Annotated in this window: 22 protein-coding genes; 13 read left to right on the top strand and 9 right to left on the bottom strand. The window is 61.9% G+C overall.

All coding sequences use genetic code 11. The features are described from left to right. Positions 1 to 147: 147 nt before the first annotated feature. From BW975_RS10255 to BW975_RS10240, 4 genes are all read right to left on the bottom strand, one after another. A complete protein-coding gene (locus tag BW975_RS10255) occupies positions 148 to 1362 on the bottom strand; it encodes an NADP-dependent isocitrate dehydrogenase (protein WP_076533199.1) in 1215 nt (404 codons plus the stop codon). 107 nt (positions 1363 to 1469) lie between these two features. Beyond that, entirely contained in the window at positions 1470 to 2120 is a 651-nt protein-coding gene (locus BW975_RS10250) for a DsbA family oxidoreductase (RefSeq protein ID WP_076533197.1), read from the bottom strand. A 146-nt stretch (positions 2121 to 2266) separates the two neighbouring features. Next, positions 2267 to 2380 carry an entericidin EcnA/B family protein gene (locus tag BW975_RS10245; protein ID WP_076533195.1) on the bottom strand — a complete coding sequence of 38 codons (114 nt, stop codon included), beginning with the start codon at positions 2378 to 2380 and terminating at the stop codon, positions 2267 to 2269. Between the two features lie 72 nt (positions 2381 to 2452). Further along, positions 2453 to 4294, bottom strand: coding sequence for an extracellular solute-binding protein (locus BW975_RS10240; RefSeq protein ID WP_076533193.1), 1842 nt, complete (start codon positions 4292 to 4294; stop codon positions 2453 to 2455). A 309-nt stretch (positions 4295 to 4603) separates the two neighbouring features. Here BW975_RS10240 and BW975_RS10235 point away from each other — a divergent pair, with 309 nt between their 5' ends. Both BW975_RS10235 and BW975_RS10230 read left to right on the top strand, forming a co-directional pair. After that, positions 4604 to 5377, top strand: coding sequence for a 3-hydroxybutyrate dehydrogenase (locus BW975_RS10235; RefSeq protein ID WP_076533651.1), 774 nt, complete (start codon positions 4604 to 4606; stop codon positions 5375 to 5377). Between the two features lie 79 nt (positions 5378 to 5456). After that, on the top strand, positions 5457 to 6464 hold the full coding sequence (locus BW975_RS10230; protein ID WP_076533191.1) for a patatin-like phospholipase family protein: 1008 nt from the start codon (positions 5457 to 5459) through the stop codon (positions 6462 to 6464). 15 nt (positions 6465 to 6479) lie between these two features. Here BW975_RS10230 and BW975_RS10225 read toward each other — a convergent pair whose 3' ends face one another. Continuing rightward, entirely contained in the window at positions 6480 to 7178 is a 699-nt protein-coding gene (locus BW975_RS10225; protein ID WP_076533189.1) for a DUF502 domain-containing protein, read from the bottom strand. A 319-nt stretch (positions 7179 to 7497) separates the two neighbouring features. Here BW975_RS10225 and rpsB point away from each other — a divergent pair, with 319 nt between their 5' ends. The 3 genes from rpsB to BW975_RS10210 all read left to right on the top strand — a co-directional run bounded on the left by rpsB (position 7498) and on the right by BW975_RS10210 (position 9710). Further along, complete coding sequence (rpsB, locus tag BW975_RS10220; protein ID WP_076533187.1) at positions 7498 to 8379, top strand: 30S ribosomal protein S2; 882 nt, start codon at positions 7498 to 7500, stop codon at positions 8377 to 8379. 75 nt (positions 8380 to 8454) lie between these two features. After that, a complete protein-coding gene (gene tsf / locus BW975_RS10215; RefSeq protein ID WP_076533185.1) occupies positions 8455 to 9327 on the top strand; it encodes a translation elongation factor Ts in 873 nt (290 codons plus the stop codon). A 158-nt stretch (positions 9328 to 9485) separates the two neighbouring features. Beyond that, positions 9486 to 9710: a hypothetical protein gene (locus BW975_RS10210; protein WP_139194196.1), complete on the top strand. Its 225-nt coding sequence runs from the start codon at positions 9486 to 9488 to the stop codon at positions 9708 to 9710. A gap of 27 nt (positions 9711 to 9737) precedes the next feature. Here the strand turns inward: BW975_RS10210 and BW975_RS10205 are convergent, their stop codons facing one another. Beyond that, a complete protein-coding gene (locus tag BW975_RS10205; RefSeq protein WP_076533181.1) occupies positions 9738 to 10736 on the bottom strand; it encodes a hypothetical protein in 999 nt (332 codons plus the stop codon). A gap of 953 nt (positions 10737 to 11689) precedes the next feature. Here BW975_RS10205 and BW975_RS10200 point away from each other — a divergent pair. Further along, positions 11690 to 12094 (top strand): universal stress protein, encoded by a 405-nt coding sequence (locus BW975_RS10200; protein WP_076533179.1) that lies wholly within the window; start codon positions 11690 to 11692, stop codon positions 12092 to 12094. A 21-nt stretch (positions 12095 to 12115) separates the two neighbouring features. Here BW975_RS10200 and BW975_RS10195 read toward each other — a convergent pair whose 3' ends face one another. From BW975_RS10195 to BW975_RS10185, 3 genes are all read right to left on the bottom strand, one after another. Further along, a complete protein-coding gene (locus BW975_RS10195; protein ID WP_076533176.1) occupies positions 12116 to 13180 on the bottom strand; it encodes a DMT family transporter in 1065 nt (354 codons plus the stop codon). Positions 13181 to 13249: 69 nt separating this feature from the next. Continuing rightward, positions 13250 to 13693 carry a type II 3-dehydroquinate dehydratase gene (gene aroQ, locus BW975_RS10190; protein ID WP_076533173.1) on the bottom strand — a complete coding sequence of 148 codons (444 nt, stop codon included), beginning with the start codon at positions 13691 to 13693 and terminating at the stop codon, positions 13250 to 13252. A 70-nt stretch (positions 13694 to 13763) separates the two neighbouring features. After that, positions 13764 to 14420, bottom strand: coding sequence for a GntR family transcriptional regulator (locus BW975_RS10185; protein ID WP_076533170.1), 657 nt, complete (start codon positions 14418 to 14420; stop codon positions 13764 to 13766). A gap of 151 nt (positions 14421 to 14571) precedes the next feature. Between BW975_RS10185 and dctP the strand changes: the two genes are divergently transcribed. From dctP to BW975_RS10150, 7 genes are all read left to right on the top strand, one after another. Beyond that, positions 14572 to 15558, top strand: coding sequence for a TRAP transporter substrate-binding protein DctP (gene dctP / locus BW975_RS10180; RefSeq protein WP_076533168.1), 987 nt, complete (start codon positions 14572 to 14574; stop codon positions 15556 to 15558). Positions 15559 to 15705: 147 nt separating this feature from the next. Beyond that, the gene (locus BW975_RS10175; RefSeq protein WP_076533166.1) at positions 15706 to 16254 is read left to right on the top strand and encodes a TRAP transporter small permease; all 549 of its coding nucleotides are present in this window, start codon (positions 15706 to 15708) and stop codon (positions 16252 to 16254) included. Further along, a complete protein-coding gene (locus BW975_RS10170) occupies positions 16254 to 17570 on the top strand; it encodes a TRAP transporter large permease (protein WP_076533164.1) in 1317 nt (438 codons plus the stop codon). The genes BW975_RS10175 and BW975_RS10170 overlap by 1 nt, the downstream gene beginning before the upstream one ends. After that, a complete protein-coding gene (locus BW975_RS10165; RefSeq protein ID WP_076533162.1) occupies positions 17567 to 18814 on the top strand; it encodes a malonyl-CoA decarboxylase in 1248 nt (415 codons plus the stop codon). Before BW975_RS10170 ends, BW975_RS10165 begins: the two co-directional genes overlap by 4 nt. Before the next feature lie 3 nt (positions 18815 to 18817). After that, positions 18818 to 20335 (top strand): malonate--CoA ligase, encoded by a 1518-nt coding sequence (locus BW975_RS10160; protein WP_076533159.1) that lies wholly within the window; start codon positions 18818 to 18820, stop codon positions 20333 to 20335. Positions 20336 to 20494: 159 nt separating this feature from the next. Continuing rightward, the gene (locus tag BW975_RS10155; RefSeq protein WP_076533157.1) at positions 20495 to 21046 is read left to right on the top strand and encodes a 3-hydroxyanthranilate 3,4-dioxygenase; all 552 of its coding nucleotides are present in this window, start codon (positions 20495 to 20497) and stop codon (positions 21044 to 21046) included. 69 nt (positions 21047 to 21115) lie between these two features. Continuing rightward, positions 21116 to 22108, top strand: a complete 993-nt coding sequence (locus tag BW975_RS10150; RefSeq protein WP_244898133.1) for a TRAP transporter substrate-binding protein — start codon at positions 21116 to 21118, stop codon at positions 22106 to 22108. Positions 22109 to 22132 lie beyond the last annotated feature (24 nt).

Raw genomic sequence — 22132 nt, 5'->3', positions numbered from 1 at the left:
CGCATAGGCATCTCCGCAGTGTTTTCCTGCGGGATATTGGCCAAATGTGAAAATACGAAGGCCAACCAACACGATTTGTGGACACGGCAAAAGAAAAAGGCGGACCTTGGGAGGCCCGCCCTTCGCGTTATTGATCCTGCTTTGTGCTTAACCGTTCAGCGCCTTGTTCAGGTTCTCGTCGACCTTCTCGAGGAAGCCCATCGTGGTCAGCCATTTCTGGTCGGGGCCGACCAGCAGGGCGAGATCCTTGGTCATGTGGCCCGCTTCGACGGTGTCGACGACGATCTTCTCGAGCGTTTCCGCAAAATTGGTCAGCTCTGCATTGCTGTCCAGCTTGCCACGGTGGCGCAGACCGCCAGTCCAGGCAAAGATCGAAGCGATCGAGTTGGTCGATGTCTCTTCGCCCTTCTGGTGCTGGCGATAGTGGCGCGTCACGGTGCCGTGCGCCGCTTCGGCCTCGACGATCTTTCCATCGGGCGTCATGAGCTGCGAGGTCATCAGGCCGAGGCTACCAAAGCCCTGCGCCACGGTATCGGACTGCACGTCGCCATCGTAGTTCTTGCAGGCCCAGACATAGCCGCCCGACCATTTCATCGCCGAGGCGACCATGTCGTCGATCAGGCGGTGCTCATAGGTGAGGCCGGCCTCTTCGAACTTGTCCTTGAATTCCTCGTCGAACACCTTCTGGAAGATGATCATGAACTGGCCATCGTATTTCTTCATGATGGTATTCTTGGTCGACAGATACACCGGGTAGCCGCGCTTGAGCCCGTAATTGAACGAGGCGCGGGCGAAATCGTGGATGCTGTTGTCGAGGTTATACATGCCCATGTAGACGCCCGAGGAAGGCGCGTCGAACACTTCCTCTTCCATCACGGTGCCGTCTTCGCCGACCCATTTCATGCTGAGCTTGCCGGGTCCGGGGAATTTCATGTCCGTCGCGCGGTACTGGTCGCCATAGGCATGACGGCCAATCACGATGGGCTGGGTCCAGCCCGGCACGAGGCGCGGCACGTTTGAGCAGATGATCGGCTCGCGGAAAACCACGCCGCCCAGGATGTTGCGGATCGTGCCGTTGGGGCTGCGCCACATCTTCTTCAGGCCGAATTCCTCGACCCGGCCCTCATCGGGGGTGATGGTCGCGCATTTGACGCCGACGCCGTATTTCTGGATCGCATGAGCGGCATCGACGGTGATCTGGTCATCGGTTTCGTCGCGGGACTGGATGCTGAGATCGTAGTATTTCAGATCGATATCGAGATAGGGCAGGATCAGCTTCTTCTTGATGAAATCCCAGATGATGCGGGTCATCTCGTCGCCGTCGAGTTCGACGACCGGGTTTTCTACCTTGATCTTGGACATGGGGCGGCCTTTCCTTTGGGAGGAGCGAATGATGCGCCGCTTCTAGCGTATCGGCGCGGCGAAGGGAAGCATTCAGTATACGGCGGTATGCAGAAACGTGCCGAGGCTCAGGCACCGTCCTCAGCGGCGCGCTGCGCCATGATTTCGTCGATGACGTTCAGCCAGAGCGCGGTGTCTTGTGCGCCCGGCACGGCATGCTGCGCGGCAACGATAAAGGTCGGCACGGAACTGATGCCCATCTCGCGAAATTGCGCGTCGCGCTTGGCGATATCGTCCGTATCGGCATCCGAGAGCAACAGTTTGCCCACGACGGCGGCGTCCATGCCGATCCCGTCGGCGATATCGGCCAGCACCTCGGCATCGCCGATATCGCGCCCTTCGGTGAAATAGGCGGCAAAAAGCGCCATCGCGGCGGCTTCCTGCTTGCCCTCGACGCCGGCCCAGTGGATCAGGCGATGCGCGTCAAGCGTATTGGGCGTACGCGTCATCGCCTCGAAATCAATCTTAAGGCCGGCGGCTTCGGCTCGCTCGACGACGGGGGCGTAGGCCGCAACCGCGCCCTCCTTGCCGCCGAACTTGGCCTCGAGATAGGCGCGGCGATCCATCCCCTCGCGCGGCATGTCGGGGTTCAGCTGGAATGGGTGCCATTCGATGACGAAGGGATGATCGGGGCGCTGCGCCAATGCGGCATCCAGCAGCGTCTTGCCGATATAGCACCAGGGACAGATCGGGTCAGAGACGATGTCGAGCTTGACCATGGGCGCATCCTTTCAAGGGCCGGGGCAGGGTGGCGCATTGGTAGGCGCTGGCGCCGCGTGATGCAACAAGGCGGGCCGTACATGACATGCCGAAAGGCCCGCTCGGCTGTTGCCGGCGGGCGGGGCACGCGCAGGGCGCGCCTAGATCAGAACCAGCTTTGGACGCCGCGCGCGGCGCCGGAAAGATCCTGCCCCACGCCATCGACGGTCGCGCAACCGGCCAGCACGGCAAGCGCCCAGAGAGCGATCATCTTCTTCATCTGATAAACCTGTCTTTGCCTGTTTCTGCTCTTGCCGATGTCGCCGGTTTGCCCGGTCTCGTCATCGGCGCCTCACTTTTCTTCGGTCATCCACCACACTTCGGGCAGGAAACCGACGCCGTCGCCATAAAGCGGCAGGCGATCCTTAGGATAGGTCAGCCTTGCGTCATGGGCAATACGGCCCTCGGAATACTGGTGAATCGGGATGACATAGCGGCCCGAAATCAACACCCGATCCAGCGCGCGCACGGCGGTGACGAAATCCTCGTGCTCGGTCGCGGCCAGCATGGCGCGGATCATCGCTTCGGCGGCGGGGCTGTTCATGCCCATCAGATTGCGGCTTCCCGGCTGGTCCGCACCCTCGGCGCCCCAGTAGAAATACTGCTCGGCGCCGGGGCTGAGCGACAGGGACCGGCGCATGAAAGTGAGGTCGAAATCGTAATTCGCCTCGCGGATGTTGTATTGCGCGCTGTCGACGCTCTGCACGTTCAGCGTGATGCCCAACCGTTCGAGCGCGCGGGCGTAGATATCCATCATCGCCGTAGCCTGCTGCACCAGCGCGTCCTGCTGCAAGAGCACCGTCAGGGTCAGCGGCTCCCCGTCCTTTTGCAGCACGCCATCCACCACCTGCCAGCCCGCCTCGGCCAGAAGGTCCACTGCTTTGCGGATATTGTCCCGGTTGCGGCGCGAGCCGTCGGAGGCGGGCAGGGTGTATCCGTCCAGCGCGCCGGGCAGAAGGCTATCCTCGTAGGGCGCGAGCAGAGCGCGCTCGGCCTCGGTCGCGGGGCCGGGCTTCATCCCCAGCTCGGAGCCCGAGAAGTAGGAGGTGATGCGCGGCTGGCGCCCGCCGGTCAGCGTGTCGTTGATGTATTCGAAGTTGAACGCATGGATCAGCGCGTCGCGCACGCGCCAGTCATCCAGCGGCGCGTTGCGTGTGTTCATCACGAAACCTGCGATGCCCGAAGGCTGCCCGCTGGGAATGGTGCTGCGCACGATGTCGCCGCTTTGGACTGCTGGCAGGTTGGCCATCTCCGCCCAACGCTCGGCGTTGAATTCGCGGATATAGCTGATCTCACCGGCCTTGAACGCCTCTTTCATCACCGCGTCATCGCCGTAGAAATCGATCCGGATCTCGTCGAAATTGTTTGTGCCGCGCCGAAAGGGCAGATCGCGGCCCCAATAATCGGGATCGCGGCGCAGGATAACCTGACGGCCAATGTCGTAGCTGTCGACCACATAAGGCGCGGTGCCGATGGGGATATCCTCGATTGCGCCATCCTCGAAGACGGCATTCTCCCATTGCGCCTTTTTCAGGATGGGGCGCAGACCGGCCAGCAGCACCAGATCGCGGTCTGGCGGGCCGTTTGACGTGTCAAATGTGATGCGCACCTTGCCGGGGCCGGTCTCCTCGATCGTCTCGATCCGGGTCCAGAAATCGCGGTAGCGCAGATGGCCGCGTGTGCCCAGCGTTTGAAACGACCAGATCACATCCTCGGTGGTGACGGGCGTGCCGTCGGAAAAGGCGGCCTTGGGATTGAGCGTGAATTCGACCCAGGTGCGTGCCTCGTCGGTCTCGACCGTCTCGGCCAGGAGCCCGTAGAGCGTGAAGGGCTCGTCCCAGGAGCGCCCCAGAAGCGATTCGTAGGCCAGCGCGCGCAACTGCCAGGGCGGGGTGCCCTTGGGCGCAAACGGGTTGAGCGAATCGAACCCTCCGACGTTGGCGGTGGTCACGCGCCCCCCCTTGGGGGCATCAGGATTGGCATAGGGCAGGGCGGTGAAGCCCGGCCCAAGGGCGGGTTCGCCATACATCGCAATAGCGTGATCCGGATCGGCCTGCGCAGGGAGGATGCCCAGAGAAATAAAGGCTATACTGTAAGAAAGCCCTCTAAGCGGCGGGAAACAAAGTGATCTCATCGCGGGGACAATTCCTCGATAGCGTTGTTTGATTGGGCGCAGACTGTGCGCGACGGTAAAGGCGCTTCCAAGGGTTTTCAAACTTTTAGCTTGGATGACGGCGCGAGATTGCTTATAAGAGAGTTACTGCTCGATAGGTTTCTTGCCTGTATGAAACCTGCCTCAATAACTTAACGCCAGCTTCGCGCTGGCGTTTTTTTTTGGCCCCGTGCCAGTGTGCTGTGTGAAAGCGGGCGCATTCGTGTTCGCGGGTGACATTTGCAGATGCAGCATTATATTCTGCGATGCAACAACGCGCAGGAGAAAAACATGAGCATTCAAGGCAAGACCGTCGTCATAACCGGCAGCAATTCGGGCATCGGCCTCGGGATCGCGCGCGAGATGGCCAAGGCCGGAGCGCACATTGTACTCAACTCCTTCAGCGATACGGACGAGGATCACCAGCTGGCCAAGGACATGGCCGAGGAATTCGACACCAAGGTGCGTTACATTCAGGCCGATATGTCGAACGGCGTCGCCTGCCGCGCCCTGATCGAGAAGGCAGGTGCCTGCGACGTCCTGATCAACAATGCCGGCATTCAGCATGTTGCACCTATGCCCGAATTTCCCAGCGCCAAATGGGACGCGATCATCGCCATCAACCTCAGCTCGGCCTTCCACACGACCGCTGCTGCGCTGCCGCTCATGCGCGAGGCGGGCTGGGGCCGGATCATCAATATCGCCTCGGCGCATGGCCTGCGCGCCAGCCCCTACAAATCCGCCTATGTCGCGGCCAAGCACGGCATCGTCGGTCTGACCAAGGTCACCGCGCTGGAGACGGCGAAGGAGCCGATCACCGCCAACGCGATCTGCCCCGGCTATGTTCTGACGCCGCTGGTCGAGGAGCAGATCCCCGACACGATGAAGGAATATGACATGAGCCGCGAGGAGGTGATCGAGAACGTTCTGCTCAAGCGCCAGCCCTCCAAGGAATTTGCGACGGTCGAGCAGCTGGGCGGCACCGCGCTCTATCTTGCCTCCGACGCGGCGGCGCAGGTCACCGGCACCACGCTCAGCGTCGACGGCGGTTGGACGGCGATGTAATCCAGCCGCGGGCCGATGACCCTGCGGGGCATGGGTATTTTTCCCAAGAAAAGCATGCCGCGAGGCAGATAGGGGCACCATGCAGACCAAACGGATCAACCTGGCGCTTCAGGGCGGGGGCGCGCACGGCGCCTTTACCTGGGGCGTGCTGGACCGGCTGCTTGAGGAAAGCGAGTTGGAGGTGGCCGCGATATCGGGCACATCTGCAGGCGCTCTCAACGGCGCGGCGTTGAAGGCCGGCTTTGTCATGAACGGGCGCGAGGGTGCGCGCGAGCAGCTTGACTGGCTTTGGGCGCAAATGGGTGCCGTGGACGACATGCGCATGCCGTCATGGATGCTGGGTATGATGCCGGGCGGCGCGTCGTCGATGGTCACCTTGCCGATCGAGTTCTCGGACGCTGTTTCGCGCGTGGTGTCGCCCTATGCCTATGGCCCGTTCTATTCAAACCCGCTGCGCCGCGTTGTCGAGAATTTCGCCTATGACAAGGTCTGCGCCGAGCATGCCCCCAAGCTGAATGTCTGCGCCACCAACGTGCGTACGGGCAAGATCCGCGTCTTTGACGGGTCCGAGATCAATGCCGATGCGCTTTTGGCGTCGGCCTGCCTGCCGACGCTGTTTCAGGCGGTCGAGATCGATGGCGAGGCGTATTGGGATGGCGGTTATACCGGCAACCCGGCGCTGTTCCCGCTTTTCGAGCCCGATCTGCCGTCGGACATCGTGATCATCAACATCAACCCGCTGGAGCGTGACGCCCTGCCGCGCAGCCCGCAGGAGATCCAGAACCGCATCAACGAGATCAGCTTCAACTCATCGCTCTTGCGCGAATTGCGGGCCATCGAGTTCGTGCAGCGTCTGTTGGACAGCGGCACGGTCAGCGAACGGACGATGAAGCGCCTGCGCGTTCACATGATCGCCGACGATGCGCTGATGGCCGAGTTGTCGGTATCAACCAAGCTGTCGCCCAACCCCTATCTTCTGGCGCGGCTCAAGAAGGCTGGCCGCATTGCGGCGGACTCGTTTCTCGAGGCGCATTGGGACGATCTGGGAGAGACCGGCAGCACCGATCTGCGTCAGATGTTCGGCTAGGCCCGCCGGACCCGGCTACTTGCCACCGTTCTTCTTCGGCAGGTCCTCGGGCTTGACCTGGTTGGGATAGACTAGACCCGCCGAGATCACGAGCTTGGCCGCGTCCTCCACCGTCATCTCCAGCTCGATCACGTCCTCCTTTGGCAGGAACAGCAAGAAGCCCGAGGTGGGGTTGGGCGTCGTGGGCAGGAACACCGACATCAGCGCGCCGCCGGTTTCCGCCTTGCCCGCAATCTCGCCCTTGGCCTGGGTCGAGATGAAGCCGATGGCCCAGATCCCCTTGCGAGGGTACTGAATAAGGCACGCCGTCTCGAAGCTGCGCTCGGTCTGGGCAAAGATCGTCTCGGAGATCTGTTTGACGCCCGAATAGATCGAGCGGACGACCGGCATGCGCGCCACGAGGTTTTCGCCAAAGCGGATCAGTGTGCGTCCGATCAGCCCTTTTGCGACCCAGCCGACGAGGATGGTAAAGATGAGGAAAACGATGACGCCCACGCCGCGCACGTCGATGCCGATGTAATGCGATGGCTTCAGATCGTAGGGGATAAGGGGCAAAACCAGCCCGTCGACCCAGCCGATCATCGTCCAGATCAGCCAGATTGTCAGCGCCACGGGCAGGATCACGACAAGGCCCGTCAGGAAACGGGCGCGCAGCCGCGCCAGAATGCCCACACGTCGGGGTGGGCCGGTCTCTTCGTCGAATGGTGCGGTCATGGGGTGGTTCGGCCTCGGAAACGGAATTGAGAAGGTTTACGAACATTTGTGCGGCGCGGCAATGGGTTGCGGCGGCGCGGCGGTATCATCGGCCAGATTTACTTGGGTGCGGCTCCCGCATTGCACAAGATGCAGGCGGTCTTGGTGGCGCGGCCTCATCACGGCCTTGCAACCCGGCGCGAGGCGGTCTATAGCGCGCCTACTTGAAATCCGCAGGCACGGGCGGGCCGTCCGGGGGAGACATCCCCGGCAGTCCACCGGTTGAGGGCATACCCCTCTCACCCCGTGCCGAGGCGAAAACCGGAAAAGGAATAACGGCATGGCTCTTCCCGAGTTCTCCATGCGTCAGCTTTTGGAAGCTGGCGTTCACTTCGGCCACCAGACGCAGCGTTGGAACCCCCGCATGGGCGAGTTCATCTATGGCGCGCGCAACGGCATCCACATCATGGACCTGACGCAGACCGTCCCGATGCTGGACGCGGCGCTGAACGTCGTGCGCGAAACCGTGGCCAAGAACGGCCGCGTGCTTTTTGTCGGCACCAAGCGTCAGGCGGCGACGCCAATCGCTGAAGCTGCTGAGAAATGTGCGCAGTATTACATGAACCACCGCTGGCTGGGCGGCACGCTCACCAACTGGCAGACCGTCTCGAAGTCGATCCACCGCCTCAAGGAGATCGACGAGCTGCTCGAGCAGGGCGCCGAGGGTCTCACCAAGAAAGAGCGTCTGGGCATGGAGCGTGACCAAACCAAACTGCAGGCATCGCTGGGCGGTATCCGCGAAATGGGCGGCGTGCCTGACCTTCTGTTCGTCATCGACGTCAAGAAAGAGCAGCTGGCCGTGGCCGAAGCCAACAAGCTGGGCATTCCGGTTGTCGCCATTGTCGACACCAACTGCTCGCCCGACGGCATCGACTACATCATCCCCGGCAATGACGACGCGGCCCGCGCCATCGCGCTCTATTGCGATCTGATCAGCCGCGCCGCGCTGGACGGCATGACCGCCCAGATGGGCGCCGCCGGCATCGATATCGGCGAGATGGAAGAAGCCCCCGCCGAGGAAGCTGCCTCGACCGGCGTTGAAACTGGCGACATCAGCCACGAAGCCGTTCATGACGACAAGCAGACCAAGGACGCGCCGCTGGACATCAAGTCGAGCGAAGAAGTGTCCGACATGGCTGCCAAGGCCGGTCAGAACAGCTGATCCACGGCTGATCCCATCCTACCCGAGCCCGGCGGCATTACCGCCGGGCCGCTTTACAAATTCAGGAGAGCCCCAATGGCAATCACTGCTGCAATGGTGAAAGAGCTGCGCGACACGACGGGCGCAGGCATGATGGACGCGAAGAAGGCACTGACCGAGGCGGATGGCGACATGGACGCCGCCGTCGATTGGCTGCGCACCAAGGGTCTGGCCAAGGCCGCCAAGAAATCGGGCCGCACTGCGGCCGAGGGCTTGGTCGCCGTCAAGGTCGAGGGTGGCCGCGGCGTCGCCGTCGAGATCAACTCGGAGACGGATTTCGTCGCAAAAAATGCTGACTTCCAGAAGATGGTGTCCTCCATCGCCGATGCGGCGGTTAAGGCGGATGATGTCGAGGCGTTGAAGGCCGCCGACTTGGGCGGCAAAACCGTCGAGGAGACAGTCACCGACAAGATCGCAACCATCGGCGAGAACATGACCCTGCGCCGGATGGCATCCATCGAGGGCGACAGCGTCGTGTCCTATGTCCACAACGCTGCCGTGGATGGCATGGGCAAGATCGGTGTTCTGGTCGCGCTGAAGGGTGACGAGGCGTTCGGTCGCCAGATCGCCATGCACATTGCCGCAACCAACCCTGTCGCCTTCGACGAGGCATCGCTGGATCCGGCGGTCGTCGAGAAGGAAAAGCAGGTCCAGATGGACATCGCCCGCGAGAGCGGCAAGCCCGAGCAGGTCATCGAGAAGATGATCGAGGGCCGCATGAAGAAATTCATGGCCGAGTCGACCCTGATGGGCCAAGCGTTCGTCATGAACCCCGACCTGACGGTCGAGGCCGCCGCCAAAGAGGCCGGCGTCACGCTGACGGGCTATGTGCGCCTCGAAGTGGGCGAGGGCATCGCGGTTGAAAAGGAAGACTTCGCCGCCGAAGTCGCCAAGATGGGCAAAAGCTGAGGCTTTTCAGGAATAGTGATCGAGAGGGGGCGCACCGCAAGGGGCAAGCCCCTTACCGGATGTGTTGATGGATGCGCGCCCAGAGGTGGGCGCGCATTTCGTTTCAGGCACCTCGCTACCTACGTCTCTAAAACAGCGACAAGAGGAGTCGATCAGGCATGTGGAACTCGGATTGGGTAGAAGGGATGTCTCGCATCCTCACGGCGGGGATCATCCTTGCATACCTTCTTCTCGCCGGCGCCATGGCGATTGGTTTTATCGTCGAAACCGAAAAGCCTCTTGGCGGGCTTATCAGCCTCGCCTTTATCGGAATCTTGGTTTTACGATTCGCGAAAGTAGTCGCCGATTATATCTGCCAGACCGTGGCAGATTTTCTGTCGTGAATCTTTGACGGATTTCGCGGAGGCTGACTATCCGAAGAGGTCGCGCTCATAAACCTTCCCCTTGGCGAGGCCGAGCTTCATTGCCGGGGTTCGTTTGGTGTTGCGTGTCCCCATCCAGTTATGATGGAAGCGGTAGATCTCGATGATCTTGAGCAGCATTTCCGGCTTGTAGAGGAAGTGCCGATCCCAGGTTCGGCCATTCGCGCTCGGCGTCGAGACAGGGCGGGCGGCAGGACGCACGTTGCTGCGAATCTTGTGGAAATAGCTGTCGACGCTGCGCAGGGTGGCAAGGCGCATCAACCTCGCACACCGCTCAGTCGATAGCTCCGGTCGATCCGTCTTGAGATCAATGACGCGGGAAGGCTCGGACTTCGTATGATAGGGCCAGGCAAAGAGAGAGCCGAGCGGCCTCCCGGCCATCCGTTTCACAATTTCCTTATCGATTTCCTCATTCAGCACGAACGCCGGCAGGCTATTGAGTTCATGGGGAGTTAGGTTGAGTTCTTTTCGCAAGATCCGACGGCCCTGAGCATACAAAACCTCGCGCGTATCGTTGAACTCGTATTTTGCGAAGGAGATAGTGGCCACATCGACGCGACCTTGCCTTACCTCTGGAGCGAAGGCCGCAAGAAAAGCCTTGCTGAGGCCGGAGTCGCCGTCCTGGATGAAAAAGAAGCGACTGTCGGACTTCGACACCATCCTCCGGAGCATCAGCGCGTGGGCGTATTGTTGGATGTCCTGCCGCACGAGACCGCCTTCGTGAGGTAGCTGGAGGCCAAGATCAACATCAGCGAGAATCTCGGGGTCAATTTTGGCGTCTGCGGTAATGTCGTCGAGGTATTTCTTGAACTCGGAAGCCGTCCACAGGCGTCCATGGCGCCGCCAGCAGCGATCTTTTTCCAAGTCTCCGTTTGCGGCCATGTCGATCTCGACCTGCGCCATATCGGCCGCAGGATCGAACTGAAGATGCCCCAGGACGATGTAACCCGAGTTCGCGTGCGCGGTGCAGAGGTGCTGCACAGCCACCGAGGCGCGCTTCTTGCGGTTGGGCCAGTTGAGTGTCAGCGTTTGGCTGTCTGTGGCGAAACGGCGGCCTTATCTCTCCCAATCGACATGGTGCAGATCGCCTTCGCGCCGACCCGTGAACTCCCGGATACAATCATAGATAAAATCCAGCTTTCGATAAACGTCCCGGGGCGCAACATCGGCGATTTCGGTGATCTTCGATAGGGAGGTTCCGTGAACGAGAAGTTTCAGAATCTGCCCGTTCTTGGATTGTCGCCGATGATTGCGCGTTGGATGCCCGACGGTGAACGTTGATCTACACCGCTTGCAGGCATATCGCTGATGTCCGGCTTTCGTCCGACCGGTCTTCCAATATCGATCCGGCCACATCTCTAACGTCTTTCCGTTTGAGGGGCACCGCTCGTTGCTGCAGGACTTGCCGTGAAAGCGTTGCAATCGGCGCAGGCGTGTGTATTCTTCGAAAACAGCGCGGTTGTTCTTGACCACGGATTCCTGTCCACAAGAGCCACATTCGAAGTATTTTCTGTCTCCGGTGCCGCCAACTTTCCCACGCGGAAAGTTGGTGTTGGCGGAGCTAATCTTTAGGCCCCGGCCGTCGCGAGGGTCCGGCGGAACGCCGAAATGAGCGCATCGCGCATTCCGGCAAAAGTTCACATCCACCCCGAAAAACGGGAGTGGAATGCGCCTTTTTGGGGCTGTCGCAGATTTTTGCGGGACGGACTTCACCTGACATCTCCATTCGTGGATTCGTTCAAGTCAAGTTTCTAAGGATAAGGTTTGCCACTTTGTGGCCAACCAAAGCATTTTCTTCCACACATCCGGTAAGGGGCTTGCGCAAGGGGCGCCCCCTTTTTCTTTGCGTGCGATGGCAGGACTTGCGCGGCATCTGATCTGCATCAAGGCGCACCGCGCCATCGCGCGCAACATGCCCTCGATCAAAGGAGACCATAACAATGTACAAGAATATTCTCGTTCCCGTGCTGCTAGACGATGTTCACGACCACGTAAAAACGCGCGAGATCGCCGCACTGGCCGGACCTGACGCTCAGGTGACGCTGCTGCACGTGATCGAGCGTATGCCGACCTACGTTGCGCCCTACATCCCCGAAAACGCCACGGCAGAATTGCGCGCTGAATTGCACCGTGAGCTGGACAAGCTGGCGAAAAGCTTTGACCGGGCGCGCGGCGAAGTCATCACTGGCTCGGCGGGGCGGTCCATCACGGACTATGCCAACAAGATCGGCGCAGATCTGATCGTGGTCGAATCGCATCGTCCGGGCGCTGCCGATTACTTCTTTGGCAGCACGGCAGGGCATGTGGTGCGCCATGCGACCTGCGCGGTGCATGTGCTGCGCTAGGCAACCCGCGCGGCGCGGCGATCAGGGGCTGACCTTTTCGCCCGCCGCGTCCAGCTGAGTCGCCTCGGCATCGAGCGCTTCGGCCAGAACCGCAGCCGGTCCGCCCGGCGTAAAGACGGTCTGCGAGATTGGCGGGGTCTCATCCGCCGGCCGCGCCACGCGCAATTCGCGGTAGGCGGTGTACATGCCGCTGCCCACGATCAAAACCATGCCGATCAGCGTCGTGATGGGCGGCACTTCGCCCCAGAGCAGGTAGGCAAGGCCGGCCGCCAGTGGCAGATAGCTGTAGTCGAAGGGCGCGATCACGCTGGCACTGGCGATCTGGTAGGCGCGCGAGACCAGCGTATAGGCCAGCGTGCCCAGCGTGCCAAGAAACGCGAGCATGGCAAGGCCGTTCAAGTCCGGCAGGGGCCATTCCATGCCAAGATGCCGCAGTTCGGGCGTGATATCCAAGATCATCGACACCGCAAAGCCGATGGGCAGGATGACAAGACCCGAGAATGAAATCGTATAAAGCCCGATGGTCAGCGATGTGTCCTGCTCACCGATCCTGCGCACGATGATCTGGCTGACCGCATAGCTCAGCGCGCAAAGAAGGGGCAGGATCGCGATCCAGCCGATGTCGCCGCTGGTCGGATTGACGGCGATCACGACGCCGACGAAACCTACAAACAGCGCGGCCGCCCGGTGACGGCCGATCTTTTCCTGCAGGAAGATCGCGGCCAGCGTGGCCGTCATCAAGGGCGCCGAGAAGAAAAGCGTGATCACCTCGGCCAGGCCCATGAACGGGAACGCGGCATAGAAGGCGGCGAATCCGGCGGCAAAGAGGACCGCACGCGCCAGATACCAAGGCCAAAGCGGCGTCCAGATGCGGTGCGGCGCGCCCAGAAACACTACAAGCGGCAAAAGCGTGACCAGCGCCGCCACAGACCGGACAAAGATAAGCATCCACACCGGGTAGAGCGTCAGCATGTCCTTCATCAGAACGTCTTGGCCCACAAAGAGCACCATGCCAGCCACGACACAGAGGATTCCCTGTGAGGTGTGCGATAGGGGCGGAGCGCCTGGAACCGATGCAATGGTCATGCGCGCATGACTGGCTATTTCGCGCGCGCTGTCTCGCCGTTTCGCGACTTGGATGTCGGAATTGCCGCCCTAGCCCTCTTGCGCCAAGTGCGCCAGCAGCGCGTCCATGGCCATTGGATAGCCCGCAGCGCCGAATCCGCAGATCACACCCAGCGCGACACGCGCGATATAGCTGACATGGCGAAATTCCTCGCGCGCGTGGACATTCGACAGATGCAGCTCGACCGTAGGCAACTGGACCGATGCAATGGCGTCCATGAGCGCGACAGATGTATGCGTATAGGCGCCCGCATTCAGAATGATACCCCCATGTCTGCCCTTGGCCGCGTGGATCGAATCGATCAAGGCGCCTTCGTGATTGCTCTGGGCAAACTCGATCTCGGCGCCGCGCGTACTGGCATGGGCGCGGCACAGTGCCTCGATATCGGCAAGGGTGGCTCGGCCATAGACCTCGGGCTGGCGGGTGCCCAAAAGGTTCAGGTTGGGCCCATTGAGAATGAGGATCGAGGTCATGACGGCGGCTCCTTTGGATCTCTCTTTAGACCGGCGGAGCGCGCCCTGTCGAGATAGGACTACTGGGCGGCTATTCGGCGGCGGGGCGCAGCGACGACATGAGGTAGTGGAATTTTTCGCCCTGAACGGCGACATGCGCGCGCAGCGCATCGGCGGCGCCGGGTGCGTCGCCTTGCGTCAGCGCATCGACGATGGCCTCATGCTCGGCCATGGACTGGGCAAGGCGCCCGCGCAGGCGCAGCTGTTGGCGGCGGAAGGGCCGCAGGCGGCGGTGCAGGCGCTCCGCCTCGGCGCGCAGAAAGCTGTTGCCCGATTGCGCATAGATAATCTGATGGAATCGCTCGTTCTCAAGGTAGTAGGCGCCTGGCGCGTTTTCTGCGACCGCCTTTGCACAAAGGGTATTCGCGGCGCGCAGATCGGCGAGGGCCGCATCGCTGATACGCCGTGCGGCAAGGCGGGCGGCGGCGGCCTCAAGCTCGGCCATAACCTCGAACATCTCCATCAGTTCGACCGGACCGGGCTGACGCACAAAGACGCCCCGGTGGGGGATCTGGGCCGCAAGGCCAGATTGGACCAGCCGTTGCAGCGCCTCGCGGATAGGGGTGCGCGACACGCCGAACCGGTCGGCCAGCGCGTTTTCATCCAGACGCGCGCCGTCAGGGAAGGTGCCGTCGAAAACGAGCTCTTCCAGATCGTCAGCAATGATATCGGCACGGCGTTTTTCCATGGCGACAGATTAGCGCGGCGTAGATCGCATGCAAACTTTATTTTCTTGTATACAAAATCGTTGACTCGGAAAACCAAGCGCGCCTAACCTGCCTGTCACGCGATCCGGCGGGGAGGCCGGGCGAAAGATAACAGTCTGGGAGGACATATTCATGACATCCATTTTCAAGACCGCGGTCGCGGCCACGGCCCTGATGGCGCTCAGCAGCACCGCTTGGGCGGCCGAGCTTCGCCTGTCGCACCAGTGGTCCAACAGCGATATCCGTCACAACGTCGCGCAGATCGTCGCCGACGAGGTCGCGGCGGCCGATGTGGACCTCGATATCCGCATCTTCGGGTCCGAGTCGCTCTTCAAGGCGCGCGAGCAGTATCAGCCGCTCAGCCGCGGTCAGCTGGACATGGCGGTTCTGCCGCTCAGCTATGCGGGCGGTCAGCAGCCGGCCTATAACCTCACGCTGATGCCCGGTCTGGTGAAGAACCACGATCACGCCACGCGTCTCAGCAACAGCCCCTTCATGGAGGCGATCGAGGCCAAGATGGCCGAAGACGACGTGATGGTCCTTGTGCACGGTTATCTGGCGGGCGGGTTCGTCGGCAAGGATACCTGCATCACCAAGCCCGAGGATGTCTCTGGCCTGCAGACACGCGCCGCCGGAAAGGCGTTTGAGCAGATGCTGGCCGGTGCGGGCGCCTCGATTGCGTCCATGTCCAGCTCCGAGATCTATAACGCGATGCAGACCGGCGTTCTGAGCGCGGCGAACACCTCGTCCTCGTCCTTCGTCAGCTACCGCATCTACGAGCAGGTGGCCTGCTACACCCCGCCGGGCGAATATGCGCTGTGGTTCATGTACCAGCCTCTGTTGATGAACAAATCCACATTTGATGGCCTGACGCCCGAGCAGCAGCAGGCGCTGATGGACGCGTCCGCCAAGGCCGAGGCGTATTACGTCGAAGAAGCCAAGAAGGAAGACGCGGACTCCGTGCAGGCCTTCAAGGATGCCGGTGTCGAGATTGCCCAGATGAGCCAGGCCGATTTCGATGCGTGGCGTGCCGTGGCGGCCGAGACATCCTACAAAGATTTCGTGGCCTCTGTCTCGGACGGCCAAGAGCTTCTGGATATGGCGCTCGCCGTCGAGTGACGGGGTGCGGGGCAGGGCGCGCGGATCGCGCGCCCTGCCTGTCCTCACGCCCCACCCGCTGACTTCACACCCATTTGGCGGCGCGCCGAATGGACAGGGTAGTCTCACCCTCACGCATAGCTGCACCTCAATCCAAAGGAGCGCGACATGGCCGGACAAGTGACCCACCGGGTCGCCCAGACGGGCGATAACCTCTTTCTCAAAATCGTTGCCGCATTGTCGACCGTCGCTGGTTGGATCTCGGCGGCCATGATCGTCGTGGCGGTCGGAATCACTTGTCAGATGATTTTTGTGCGCGCGGTGCTGAACCAATCGACCATTTGGCAGACCGAGATGGTGGTCTATCTTATGATCGCGGCCACGCTGATCGGGCTGCCCTATGTGCAGCGCCTCCGCGGCCATGTGAACGTCGATCTCATTCCCATCGCTCTGCCGCGCCGCGCACGCTTTGTCATGGCCTGCTTCACGCTCAGCGTCAGCGCCGCCATCGTGGCGATCATGCTGTGGTACGGGTATGAATACTGGCATTTCGCGTGGGATCGCGGCTGGAAATCCGACACGATCTGGGGCGTGCGCCTGTGGATCCCCTATCTCGCCATTCCCGTAGGCTTTGGCCTGCTGCTCTTGCAACTCATTGCGGATCTGGTCGCGCTGGTCACACGCGTGGAGCCGCCCTTCGGCCTGGAGGATATCTGATGGATCCGCTTGTTCTTGGCGGCCTTGTCGCCCTTTTCACCATTGCCGTTCTATTCTCCGGCGTCTCGGTGGCGCTTGGCCTGCTGATCGTCTCGGGCGGCTTTTTGGTGGTCTTCGACGGCATGCGCTCGCTGGAACTCATGCCCGAGATCTTCTTCGGCAAGCTCAACAGCTTTGCCCTGCTCAGCATCCCGATGTTCATCATCATGGGCGCCTCTATCGCCTCGACCCGCGCGGGCGCGGACCTCTATGAGGCGCTCGAGCGGTGGCTGACCCGCGTGCCCGGCGGCCTCGTTGTGTCGAACCTCGGCGCCTGCGCGCTGTTCTCCGCCATGTCCGGGTCCAGCCCCGCGACCTGCGCGGCCATCGGCAAGATGGGCATTCCCGAGATGCGCAAGCGCGGCTATCCCGACGGCGTCGCCGCAGGCAGCATCGCGGCGGGCGGCACGCTGGGCATCCTGATCCCGCCTTCGGTCACCATGATCGTCTACGGCATTGCGACCGAAACCTCGATCGGGCGGCTTTTTCTGGCGGGCGTCATCCCGGGTCTCCTTCTCGTAAGCCTCTTCATGGCGTGGTCGATCTACGCCACCGTCAAGTCCGGCAACGCGCAGGTGCTGACCAAGAGTGTCTATACCTGGAAGCAGAAATTCGAGATCCTGCCCCGCGTCATTCCCTTCATCGTCATCATCATCGGCGTGCTTTATGCTATGTATGGCGGCATCGCGACCCCGTCCGAGACGGCGGCGGTCGGCGCGCTCCTCTGCATTGTGATTGCCGTGGTGATCTATCGCCTGTGGAGCCCGGCGGGCCTGTGGATGATCCTGCGCGACTCGACCCGCGAGAGCGTGATGATCCTCTTCATAATCGGCGCGGCGGGCGTTTTCAGCTACATGCTCAGCAGCCTTTTCATCACGCAGTCCATCGCGGAATGGATCGGCACGCTCGAGGTGAACCGCTGGGTGTTGATGGGGGCGGTCAATGTCTTTCTGCTGATCGCTGGCTTCTTCCTGCCGCCCGTCGCGGTGATCCTGATGGCGGCGCCGATCCTCTTGCCGATCATCACCATCGCCGGCTTTGATCCCATCTGGTTCGCCGTGATCCTGACGATCAACATGGAAATCGGCCTGATCAGCCCGCCCGTGGGCCTCAACCTCTACGTGATCAACGGCATCGCGCCCGACATCTCGCTGAAAACCATCCTGACCGGCTCGCTGCCTTTCGTGGCCTGCATGGTGATCGCCATTATCATCCTGTGCTTCTTTCCGGGCCTCGCGACGTGGCTACCGGATTATGTCATGGGCACCGCGACATGACCGTCCTCAGTGATCTTCTGGCCTCCGTTTTCGAGCGGGGGGCAGGCGCGGCGCGGCGCGGCGATTGGAGCCGCCGCCCTCTTGCCGAGCTGGCCGATGCGCTGGTGACTACGCATGGCGAGATGTCGGGCACGATCCTGGCCGAGCAGATCCTGTCGCGTTTCGCCGCGATGGACGACGCGGCCAAGCTGGCGTTTTTTCGGCATCTGTCGGACGCGATGAATGTCGATCCGGCAGCAGCGCGCGCCGCATTGGACGAATACGAGGCAGCGCCCTCGCGGCAAAGCTATCGCGGCTTCATGGCCGCTGCCGAGCCGCCCCGGCAGGAGTTGATCCGCCGTCTCAACCGCGTGCCGGGCGCCACGGGCGCGTTGGTGGCAATGCGTGCGGACCTTCTGCGCCTCGGCCGCGGTGTGCCCGAGCTGGAGGCGCTGGATCTCGATTTCCGGCATCTCTTTGCATCTTGGTTCAATCGCGGATTTCTGGTGCTGCGGCGCATCACCTGGGATACGCCCGCGCAAATCCTGGAAAAGATCATCGCCTATGAGGCGGTTCATGCCATCGACAGCTGGGATGATTTGCGTCGCCGCGTTCAGCCCGAGGACCGGCGCTGTTTCGCGTTTTTTCATCCGGCCATGCCGGACGAGCCGCTGATCTTCGTCGAGGTCGCGCTGACGCGGGGCATTCCGGGCGCCGTGCAGCCCCTTCTGGCGGAGACGCGCGAGGCGCTCAAGGCTGCGAACGCGGACACCGCCGTCTTTTATTCCATATCCAACTGCCAGTCGGGGCTGGCCGGGATTTCCTTTGGCAATTCACTGATCAAGCAGGTTGCAGGCGATCTGGCTGCGGAACTGACCAATCTCACACGCTTCGTCACGCTGTCGCCCATCCCGGGGTTCATGAAGTGGGCCGAAGCCGAAGGCATCACGACCAATGAGGCCGATCTGCCCGCTTTTGCCGCCTATTATCTGATGCATGCCAAGGGCCGGGGCGATCTGCCGCGCGATCCGGTGGCGCGGTTTCATCTCGGGAACGGGGCGATCATCCACGCCTTGCACGGACAGGCCGATCTGTCGCAAAAGGGCCTCGCCCAATCGGGCGGTGTCATGGTGAATTACCTCTATGATCTGCGCCGCACCGCCGAGCGGCACGAAGCGTTTGCCGGGACAGGGGCCGTCGCCGTGACCAGCGCGGTCAAATCGCTGGCCGCTACCGCCGAGACCAAGATGAATAAAGGAGCCTGAGCCATGGCCAACCCGCTCTATGACACGCTGTTCGGGCGCCACGCCGGAAGCGACGCACCCTTCTTGATCTTGCCGGATGACAGCGAGATGAGCTATGACGCCTTCCTCGCTCTGTCGGCGCGGATCGCAGGGCATCTGACCGCAAGCGGTCTGAAGCCGGGTGACCGCCTGGCCGCGCAGATCGCCAAATCGCCCGAGGCGCTGGCGCTTTATGCGGCCTGCGCGCAGGCGGGCGTCGTGTTTCTGCCGCTGAACACCGCCTATACGGCAACCGAGCTGGAATATTTCATCGAAAATTCCGGCGCCTCCATGGTGGTCTGCGATCCTGCGGGCAGGGAGGCGATGGAGGGCATCGCTAGCGGGCAGGGCGCCCGTGTCGAGACGCTGGGAACGGATGGTGGCGGCAGCCTGATGGACGGCGCCAAGGGGCAACCTGACAGCTTCGAGACCGCCGCGCGGAGCGAGGACGATCTGGCCGCGCTCCTTTACACCTCTGGCACCACGGGCCGCTCGAAAGGCGCGATGCTGAGCCAGAAGAACCTGCTTAGCAATGCCGAAGTGCTGGTGCGCGAATGGCGCTTCAATGCCGATGACGTGCTGCTGCATTGCCTGCCGATCTTCCACACCCATGGCCTGTTCGTCGCCACCAACGTGACGCTCATGGCGGGCGGCGCGATGATCTTCTTGCCGAAATTCGATCAGGACGCGGTGATGCAGCATTTGCCGCGCGCCACGGCAATGATGGGCGTGCCGACCTTCTACACCCGCCTCTTGGACGATCCGCGTTTCGACAAGGCCGCGACCAAGCATATGCGGCTTTTCACCTCCGGCTCGGCGCCCTTGCTGGCCGAGACGCATGACAAGTTCCGCGCGCGCACCGGCCATGCCATTTTGGAACGCTACGGCATGACCGAAACGAACATGAACACCTCGAACCCTTACGATGGCGATCGGCGGGCCGGCACCGTCGGCTTTCCGCTGCCGGGGGTCGAGCTGAAGGTGACGGACCCGGAGACGGGCAAGGAACTGCCGCAGGGCGAGGTGGGCCAGTTGGAAGTGCGGGGCGACAACGTCTTTCAGGGATATTGGCAGATGCCGGAAAAGACCGCAGAAGAGCTGCGCGAGGATGGGTTTTTCATTACCGGCGATCTGGGCCTGATCGATGCGCGCGGCTATGTTCAGATCGTCGGACGCGGCAAGGATCTGATCATCTCGGGCGGCTACAACATCTATCCCAAGGAGATCGAGCTGGTGCTGGACGAGCAGCCCGGCGTGCTGGAGTCGGCCGTGATCGGCGTGCCGCATCCCGATTTTGGCGAGACGGTGGTGGGCGTTCTGGTGCCCGAGCCGGGCAAGACGCCGGACGCGGACGCCATCATGGCCGCCGCAAGCGAGGCGCTGGCGCGGTTCAAGCATCCCCGCAAGCTGATCGTGCTGGACGAGCTGCCGCGCAACACGATGGGCAAGGTGCAAAAGAACGTGCTGCGCGAGAAATATGGCGATCTCTTTGCGTCCGCCTAGGCGCCCTTGCGGCGCCGGCGGCTTGCCTTGCCCCCCGCTTTGACCCAGAGTTGGCCCCGCTGTTATCGCAAAGCGCGATAGCGGATTTCGCGCTGCCCGATTGCGCGACGTGGCGGGGCAGGGCGAATATCGGCGCGGCACCTAAGGGGAGAGATCATCATGGGCAGACTGGCCGCCTTCAACTTTCACAAGTGGATCGACGAACACAAGCACCTGCTGAAGCCGCCTGTCGGCAACAAGAAGGTGTTCGAGGATGCGGATCTGATGGTCACGGTCGTCGGCGGTCCGAACAAGCGCACCGATTATCACGATGATCCGGTCGAAGAGTTCTTCTACCAGCTCAAGGGCGACATGCTGCTCAAGCTCAAGGACGGCGACGAGTTCTACGACGTGCCGATCCGCGAGGGCGACGTGTTTCTTTTGCCCGCCCATGTGCGCCACTCGCCCCAGCGCCCGCAGGAGGGCAGCATCGGCCTGGTGATCGAGCCCAAGCGCCAGACGGGCGAGCTGGATGCGATCGAATGGTATTGCTTTGACTGCAGCGCGCTGGTCCACCGTGCCGAAATGCAGTTGAAATCCATTGTGGACGATCTGCCGCCTGTCTATGAAAGTTTCTATGCCTCGACCGAGGCGCGCACTTGCCCGGAATGCGGATCCGTCCATCCCGGCAAGGAGCCGCCCGCAGGCTGGGTCCAACTGGACCCTGCATAAGACCCTAAAAGCGTCCCGTCAGAGAGGCGCGATCATACCAACACCCCTTCCGGGAGGAGACATTCCACTATGAGCTTTATGATGAAACTGCCCGCCGCGCTTGCGGCCTCGGTCGCTGCGGCGACGATGATGCTGGCGGGTGCGGCTGCGGCCAAGGATTTCCGCCTTGGTCTCATCACGCCGCCCAATCACATCTGGACACAGGCGGCCGAGAATTTCGGCACTGACCTGTCGGATGCAACGGATGGCGCACATTCGGTCACGGTTTTCCCGGCACAGCAGCTGGGCAGTGAGGCCGAGATGATGCAGCAGCTTCAGACCGGCGCGCTCGACATGGCGTTTCTGACCGTGGCCGAGGTTTCAAACCGCGTGCCCGATTTCGGTGCTTTCTACGCGCCCTACATGGCGCAGGATATCGCCCATGCGGGCCGCATCCTGCAATCGGACCTCGCGCTGCGCATGCTCGAGGATCTGCCGGCCAAGGCGGGCGTTGTCGGCATCGGTTATGGCATGGCCGGCCTGCGCCAAATCGTGTCGAAGGGTGAGGTGACATCCGCCGCCGATCTGGAGGGCAAGAAGCTGCGCATCACGCCCTTCAAACCGATCCTCGATTTCTACAACCTGCTGGGCGCCGCGCCCACGCCCATGCCGCTGCCTGCGGTCTATGACGCGCTGGCAAACGGTCAGGTCAACGCGATCGACATGGATGCCGAGCTGATCTGGAAGCTGAAATATTTCGAGCAGGCCGATACGGTCGTGGTCAGCAATCACATGATGTTCCCGATGGTCGGTCTCGTTTCGGCCAAGGTCTGGCAGGGTCTGTCGGAAGAAGAGCGCGCCACCATCACCGAGCTGATGAAAAAGCGCCTCGATGAGTGCATCGCGACCTATATCGTCAAGGACCGCGAATGGCTGGACCAGGTGCGCGGCACAGACACGGCCTTCATCGACGTTGGTCCCGAATTCTTTGGCGACGTGCCCGCACAGTGGGACGAGATCTGGTCCGAGCAATCCTCTGTCCTGTCGGAAATGCGCGACACGGCAGCTGCTTCGGCAGAATGATCGGCCAAAGGCGCCCGGCAAATG

Source organism: Roseovarius nanhaiticus (genome assembly GCF_900156535.1).
In the GTDB taxonomy this organism is placed as follows: Bacteria; Pseudomonadota; Alphaproteobacteria; order Rhodobacterales; family Rhodobacteraceae; genus Roseovarius; species Roseovarius nanhaiticus.
This window is presented reverse-complemented; position numbering and strand designations above follow the sequence as displayed.

Excerpts from the sequence above, each read along its gene's own strand:
- BW975_RS10230 (WP_076533191.1), top strand. The coding sequence starts at position 5,457 with ATGCAGACCAAACGGATCAACCTGGCGCTTCAGGGCGGGGGCGCGCAC.
- tsf (WP_076533185.1), top strand. The coding sequence starts at position 8,455 with ATGGCAATCACTGCTGCAATGGTGAAAGAGCTGCGCGACACGACGGGC.
- BW975_RS10155 (WP_076533157.1), top strand. The coding sequence starts at position 20,495 with ATGGGCAGACTGGCCGCCTTCAACTTTCACAAGTGGATCGACGAACAC.
- BW975_RS10240 (WP_076533193.1), bottom strand. The coding sequence starts at position 4,294 with ATGAGATCACTTTGTTTCCCGCCGCTTAGAGGGCTTTCTTACAGTATA.
- BW975_RS10165 (WP_076533162.1), top strand. The coding sequence starts at position 17,567 with ATGACCGTCCTCAGTGATCTTCTGGCCTCCGTTTTCGAGCGGGGGGCA.
- BW975_RS10245 (WP_076533195.1), bottom strand. The coding sequence starts at position 2,380 with ATGAAGAAGATGATCGCTCTCTGGGCGCTTGCCGTGCTGGCCGGTTGC.
- BW975_RS10175 (WP_076533166.1), top strand. The coding sequence starts at position 15,706 with ATGGCCGGACAAGTGACCCACCGGGTCGCCCAGACGGGCGATAACCTC.
- BW975_RS10160 (WP_076533159.1), top strand. The coding sequence starts at position 18,818 with ATGGCCAACCCGCTCTATGACACGCTGTTCGGGCGCCACGCCGGAAGC.
- BW975_RS10200 (WP_076533179.1), top strand. The coding sequence starts at position 11,690 with ATGTACAAGAATATTCTCGTTCCCGTGCTGCTAGACGATGTTCACGAC.
- rpsB (WP_076533187.1), top strand. The coding sequence starts at position 7,498 with ATGGCTCTTCCCGAGTTCTCCATGCGTCAGCTTTTGGAAGCTGGCGTT.
- BW975_RS10170 (WP_076533164.1), top strand. The coding sequence starts at position 16,254 with ATGGATCCGCTTGTTCTTGGCGGCCTTGTCGCCCTTTTCACCATTGCC.
- BW975_RS10195 (WP_076533176.1), bottom strand. The coding sequence starts at position 13,180 with ATGACCATTGCATCGGTTCCAGGCGCTCCGCCCCTATCGCACACCTCA.
- BW975_RS10185 (WP_076533170.1), bottom strand. The coding sequence starts at position 14,420 with ATGGAAAAACGCCGTGCCGATATCATTGCTGACGATCTGGAAGAGCTC.
- BW975_RS10255 (WP_076533199.1), bottom strand. The coding sequence starts at position 1,362 with ATGTCCAAGATCAAGGTAGAAAACCCGGTCGTCGAACTCGACGGCGAC.
- BW975_RS10250 (WP_076533197.1), bottom strand. The coding sequence starts at position 2,120 with ATGGTCAAGCTCGACATCGTCTCTGACCCGATCTGTCCCTGGTGCTAT.
- BW975_RS10235 (WP_076533651.1), top strand. The coding sequence starts at position 4,604 with ATGAGCATTCAAGGCAAGACCGTCGTCATAACCGGCAGCAATTCGGGC.
- aroQ (WP_076533173.1), bottom strand. The coding sequence starts at position 13,693 with ATGACCTCGATCCTCATTCTCAATGGGCCCAACCTGAACCTTTTGGGC.
- dctP (WP_076533168.1), top strand. The coding sequence starts at position 14,572 with ATGACATCCATTTTCAAGACCGCGGTCGCGGCCACGGCCCTGATGGCG.
- BW975_RS10210 (WP_139194196.1), top strand. The coding sequence starts at position 9,486 with ATGTGGAACTCGGATTGGGTAGAAGGGATGTCTCGCATCCTCACGGCG.
- BW975_RS10225 (WP_076533189.1), bottom strand. The coding sequence starts at position 7,178 with ATGACCGCACCATTCGACGAAGAGACCGGCCCACCCCGACGTGTGGGC.
- BW975_RS10150 (WP_244898133.1), top strand. The coding sequence starts at position 21,116 with ATGAGCTTTATGATGAAACTGCCCGCCGCGCTTGCGGCCTCGGTCGCT.